Origin of the sequence: Myxococcus guangdongensis (assembly GCF_024198255.1) — a bacterium.
In the GTDB taxonomy this organism is placed as follows: domain Bacteria; phylum Myxococcota; class Myxococcia; order Myxococcales; family Myxococcaceae; genus Myxococcus; species Myxococcus guangdongensis.
The window spans coordinates 1-5,734 of record NZ_JAJVKW010000040.1; the positions used below are offsets into that span (position 1 = coordinate 1).

The window sequence follows — 5,734 nt, forward strand, 5'->3', positions numbered from 1 at the left end:
GCGGAAAAAAGAAAAGCCCCCGTCGCACGAGGCGACGAGGGCTTCTCAAAAAGAATCCGGCAGCGACCTACTCTCCCACGCGGTTTCCCGCGGAGTACCATCGGCTCTGGAGGGCTTAACTTCCGTGTTCGGGATGGGAACGGGTGTGACCCCTCCGACATTGCCACCGGAAAACGAGAGACAGTGCATACGAAGGGTAAGTTGCAGCATTCTGCGAGTATCAAGCCTCGCTGTGCTTTTAGAAGCTTCTTCCGGGTGAATGTGCATTGACATTCAAGCCTCGGCCTTGGCCCCGAGTCCCTTACTCCCCTCGAGGGGGCGCGCAAGAGATAGGGGGAAGTAAGCCTCTCGACCAATTAGTACTGGTTAGCTCAACGCGTTACCGCGCTTACACACCCAGCCTATCAACGTCGTAGTCTTCGACGGGTCTTCAGGGGCTTGCGCCCGGGATACCTGGTCTTGAGGTCGGTTTCCCGCTTAGATGCTTTCAGCGGTTATCCAATCGGCACATGGCTACCCAGCGATGCCTCTGGCGAGACAACTGGTACACCAGCGGTGCCTCCAACCCGGTCCTCTCGTACTAAGGTCAGAGCCTCTCAAGTATCCTACGCCCACAGCAGATAGGGACCAAACTGTCTCACGACGTTTTGAACCCAGCTCGCGTACCGCTTTAATTGGCGAACAGCCAAACCCTTGGGACCTGCTCCAGCCCCAGGATGCGATGAGCCGACATCGAGGTGCCAAACCTCCCCGTCGATGTGAACTCTTGGGGGAGATAAGCCTGTTATCCCCGGAGTACCTTTTATCCGTTGAGCGATGGCCCTTCCATTCAGGACCACCGGATCACTATGACCTGCTTTCGCACCTGCTCGACGTGTCCGTCTCGCAGTCAAGCTCCCTTATGCCATTGCACTCGCCGCCCGGTTTCCAATCGGGCTGAGGGAACCATCGCGCGCCTCCGTTACTCTTTGGGAGGCGACCGCCCCAGTCAAACTACCCACCAGACAGTGTCCCAATCCCGGCTAACGGGACATGGTTAGACACCAGAAATCAACAGGGTGGTATTTCACCGTTGCCTCCACCGAACCTAGCGGCCCGGCTTCAAAGGCTCCCACCTATCCTACACAGTCAATCCCTAGTGTCACTGTCAAGTTATAGTAAAGGTTCACGGGGTCTTTCCGTCTTGCTGCGGGTAAACTGCATCGGCACAGCTATTTCAATTTCGCTGAGTCCCTCTCCGAGACAGCGCGGAAGTCGTTACTCCATTCGTGCAGGTCGGAACTTACCCGACAAGGAATTTCGCTACCTTAGGACCGTTATAGTTACGGCCGCCGTTTACTGGGGCTTCGGATCATCGCTTCGCCTTGCGGCTGACGAATCCCCTTAACCTTCCAGCACCGGGCAGGAGTCAGACCCTATACGTCGGCTTGTCGCCTTCGCAGAGTCCTGTGTTTTTGGTAAACAGTCGCTACCGCCATTTCTCTGCAACCTCTCTCGGCTCCGGCTGTACGCCTTCACCTACCAGAGGCCCACCTTCTTCCGAAGTTACGGTGGAAATTTGCCTAGTTCCTTGGAGGAGAGTTCTCTCAAGCGCCTTAGGATTTTCTCCTCACCCACCTGTGTCGGTTTACGGTACGGACACCCTGCAAGCTCCCTACGGGACTTTTCTTGGAAGCAGAGCATCGACGACTTACCCCTTACGGGGCGCCATAAGGTCTCGAGGATAGCTGCCGCGCCTTTATTCGTACGCGACACCCCTACGCCTTTAGACTGACACAACCGCCGGTCAGCTCGTCTAGCTTTCTCCGTCCTCCCTTAGTTCAACGCTTGCAAGATGGCGCGGGAATATTAACCCGCTTTCCATCATCTACGCCTTTCGGCCTCGACTTAGGTTCCGGCTAACCCTGGGAAGATTAACTTGACCCAGGAAACCTTGGGTTTACGGCGAGGGGGTTTCTCACCCCCTTTATCGCTACTCATTTCGGCATCAGCACTCCCAGCCGCTCCAGTCGCCCTTTCGGTCGGCCTTCGCTGCAGCTGGGACGCTCCCCTACCGCCATACGCTTTACGTATGACCCGAAGCTTCGGCACTAGTCTTGAGCCCCGTTACATTTTCGGCGCGGCCTGTCTTGACCAGTGAGCTATTACGCTTTCTTTAAAGGATGGCTGCTTCTAAGCCAACCTCCTGGTTGTCAATGACCTGCCACATCCTTTCTAGTGTTCACTTAGACTAGATTTGGGGGCCTTAGCTGTCGGTCTGGGTTATTCCCCTCTTGCCAATGGACGTTATCACCCACTGACTGCGTCCCGGGCTAACAATTACTGGCATTCGGAGTTTGGTACGGTTTGGTAATCTGGTGAGACCCCTAGCCGTTCCAGTGCTCTACCTCCAGTATTGAATTGCCCGAGCCGATACCTAAATATCTTTCGGGGAGAACCAGCTATCACGGAGTTTGATTGGCCTTTCACCCCTACACACAGCTCATCTCAGAAATTTTCAACTTTCATGAGTTCGGTCCTCCATGCGGTGTTACCCGCACTTCAACCTGGCCATGTGTAGATCACCCCGCTTCGGGTTATAATACACGCAACTAATTCGCCCTTTTAGGACTCGCTTTCGCTCCGGCTCCACCTATCGGCTTAGCCTCGCTACGTATATTAAGTCGCCGAATCATGATGCAAAAGGTACGCTCTCGCTCTGGCTTGCGCCGTAGAGCTCGAACTGCTTGTAGACATGCGGTTTCAGGTTCTTTTGACTCCCCTTGCCGGGGTTCTTTTCACCTTTCCCTCGCGGTACTTGTTCACTATCGGTCGCCAAGGAGTATTTAGCCTTACCGGATGGTCCCGGCTGATTCAGGCAGGATTGCACGTGTCCCGCCTTACTTGGGTAACCCACTCAGCTCCAACCAGCTTTCGCGTACGCGACTATCACGCTCTTTGGTGCCTCTTTCCAGAGGCTTCCGCTAGCCAGTCAAAGTCCTACCGTGGACCCGCTACCCCGACGCCACTTTCGTGACTTCGGTTTGGGCTTCTCCCATTTCGCTCGCCACTACTTTGGGAATCACTCATTGTTTTCTCTTCCTCAGGGTACTGAGATGTTTCACTTCCCCTGGTTAGCTCCTTCCTACCTATGTATTCAGTAGGAGGTAACACCGCTATTCGCAGTGCTGGGTTTCCCCATTCGGACATCTCCGGATCAACGCTTGGTTGACAGCTCCCCGAAGCTTTTCGCAGCCACCCGCGTCCTTCATCGCCTCTTGGCACCTAGGCATCCACCGCACGCCCTTAGTAGCTTACTTGCCCTAATCTCTTGTCTAACGCCCGCCTCCCGGCGGATTGTCGAAACTCGAAACCAAGGCCCAGACCCCTGCTCTTCGCAGCAGGCCCGGAAGAATTCACTTCTAATTCGCTTGTAGAAACACCACCTCTCACCTCGCCTCACGGCGGCGGTTTCGGCAGTGCTTTCTGCGAGAACTTGTTACTCAGCAGAAATTGCAACTTACCCTTCGTATGCACTTGTCAAAGAACGCTTCCCAAGACTGCAGGGAAAATCGTAGTGGAGCTGATCGGAATCGAACCGACGACATCCAGCTTGCAAAGCTGGCGCTCTCCCAACTGAGCTACAGCCCCTTAAACCAGGCCATCCTACCATGCTGGGTGCGTCACCACTTACCCCTCTCGACTCAACGTCTCGAGGAAGTGGTGGGCCTAGGTGGACTTGAACCACCGACCTCGCGCTTATCAGGCGCGCGCTCTAGCCAGCTGAGCTATAGGCCCAGGGAGCTACCGCGTCGATTCTTCCTACAGCGTCCTTCATTCTCAAAGAGCTGGTGCCGCGTCGCCGCGCACTCAGTCCTTCAAAACCAAACAGCAAGCCCGAAGAAGTCGAGTCGGATTGGACTCGGAAACGTTGACCTGGTCGACCTGACGCGGCTCGAAAGCCGCTGGCATCACCTGCTGACACCGAAGTGTCTGCCTGATGCCCGGTCTCCTTAGAAAGGAGGTGATCCAGCCGCAGGTTCCCCTACGGCTACCTTGTTACGACTTCACCCCAGTTACCGACCACTCCTTGGGCATCTCTTGGTGAGATGACTTCTGGAGCAATCGACTCCCATGGTGTGACGGGCGGTGTGTACAAGGCCCGGGAACGTATTCACCGCAGCGTGCTGATCTGCGATTACTAGCGATTCCGCCTTCATGGAGTCGAGTTGCAGACTCCAATCTGAACTGAGACCGGTTTTATGCGATTAGCTCCCCCTCGCGGGTTGGCAACGCTCTGTACCGGCCATTGTAGCACGTGTGTAGCCCTGGTCATAAAGGCCATGAGGACTTGACGTCATCCCCACCTTCCTCCGGTTTAACACCGGCAGTCCCTCTAGAGATCCACTTGCGTGGCAACTAAAGGCGAGGGTTGCGCTCGTTGCGGGACTTAACCCAACATCTCACGACACGAGCTGACGACAGCCATGCAGCACCTGTCTCTCGGTTCCCTTGCGGGCACTCCCTCATCTCTGAGAGATTCCGAGGATGTCAAGACCAGGTAAGGTTCTGCGCGTTGCGTCGAATTAAACCACATGCTCCACCGCTTGTGCGGGCCCCCGTCAATTCCTTTGAGTTTTAGTCTTGCGACCGTACTTCCCAGGCGGAGAACTTAATGCGTTAGCTACGGCACCGCGGGGGTCAACTCCCACGACACCTAGTTCTCATCGTTTACGGCGTGGACTACCAGGGTATCTAATCCTGTTTGCTCCCCACGCTTTCGCGTCTCAGCGTCAGTTACCGTCCAGGTGGCCGCCTTCGCCACCGGTGTTCCTCCCCATATCTACGAATTTCACCTCTACTTGGGGAATTCCGCCACCCTCTCCGGCACTCAAGCACGACAGTTTCGGGCGCACTTCCTCAGTTGAGCTGAGGGCTTTCACACCCGACTTGTCACGCCGCCTACACGCGCTTTACGCCCAATAATTCCGAACAACGCTTGCACCCTCTGTATTACCGCGGCTGCTGGCACAGAGTTAGCCGGTGCTTCTTCTCCCGGTACCGTCAAGCCGTTGGATGTTAGCCAACGGGTTTTCTTCCCGGTCGAAAGTGCTTTACAATCCAAAGACCTTCATCACACACGCGGCGTTGCTGCGTCAGGCTTTCGCCCATTGCGCAAAATTCCCCACTGCTGCCTCCCGTAGGAGTCTGGACCGTGTCTCAGTTCCAGTGTGGCTGATCGTCCTCTCAGACCAGCTACCCGTCGTTGCCTTGGTGGGCCATTACCCCGCCAACTAGCTGATGGGCCGCGGACTCATCTGGTTGTGATAGCTTGTATACAGAGGCCACCTTTTCCCTCAGTCTCCGAAGAAACCGTGGGCTTATCCGGTATTAGCCAATCTTTCGACTGGTTATCCCGAGCATCCAGGCAGATTATCCACGTGTTACGCACCCGTGCGCCGCTCTACTAAGGGTTGCCCCTATTCGCGCTCGACTTGCATGTGTTAGGCACGCCGCCAGCGTTCGTTCTGAGCCAGGATCAAACTCTCCAATTTTAATTTGAAGGTTGAACCGGCGTCCGCCAAGTGTCCGGCTAAGGAACCTTGGCTCTCGCTGATTCACTGCAGGCCCTGCCGGTCTGCGCTTCTCAGCGCTCCCTGACTGGGGCCTTCTCAAAGATTGACTGCGGTTTCCGCAATCCTTCTCTTCTTCTTGGGCTTGCTATTTGGTTTTCAAAGACCGAGTCGCTTGTTTC

The 5,734-nt window shown here is 55.5% G+C and carries 2 tRNA genes and 3 rRNA genes; all 5 read right to left on the bottom strand.

The features are described from left to right. Positions 1 to 54: 54 nt before the first annotated feature. Positions 55 to 171, bottom strand: a 5S ribosomal RNA gene (gene rrf, locus LXT21_RS44540). Between the two features lie 164 nt (positions 172 to 335). Continuing rightward, a 23S ribosomal RNA gene (locus LXT21_RS44545) occupies positions 336 to 3,299 on the bottom strand. Between the two features lie 258 nt (positions 3,300 to 3,557). Beyond that, positions 3,558 to 3,630: transfer RNA gene (locus LXT21_RS44550), tRNA-Ala, on the bottom strand. A 70-nt stretch (positions 3,631 to 3,700) separates the two neighbouring features. Further along, positions 3,701 to 3,777 (bottom strand) — tRNA-Ile (locus LXT21_RS44555). Positions 3,778 to 3,996: 219 nt separating this feature from the next. Next, positions 3,997 to 5,534: ribosomal RNA gene (locus tag LXT21_RS44560) — 16S ribosomal RNA — on the bottom strand. Together the 16S, 23S and 5S rRNA genes with 2 tRNA genes alongside form the textbook arrangement of a ribosomal RNA operon. Between the last annotated feature and the right edge of the window lie 200 nt (positions 5,535 to 5,734).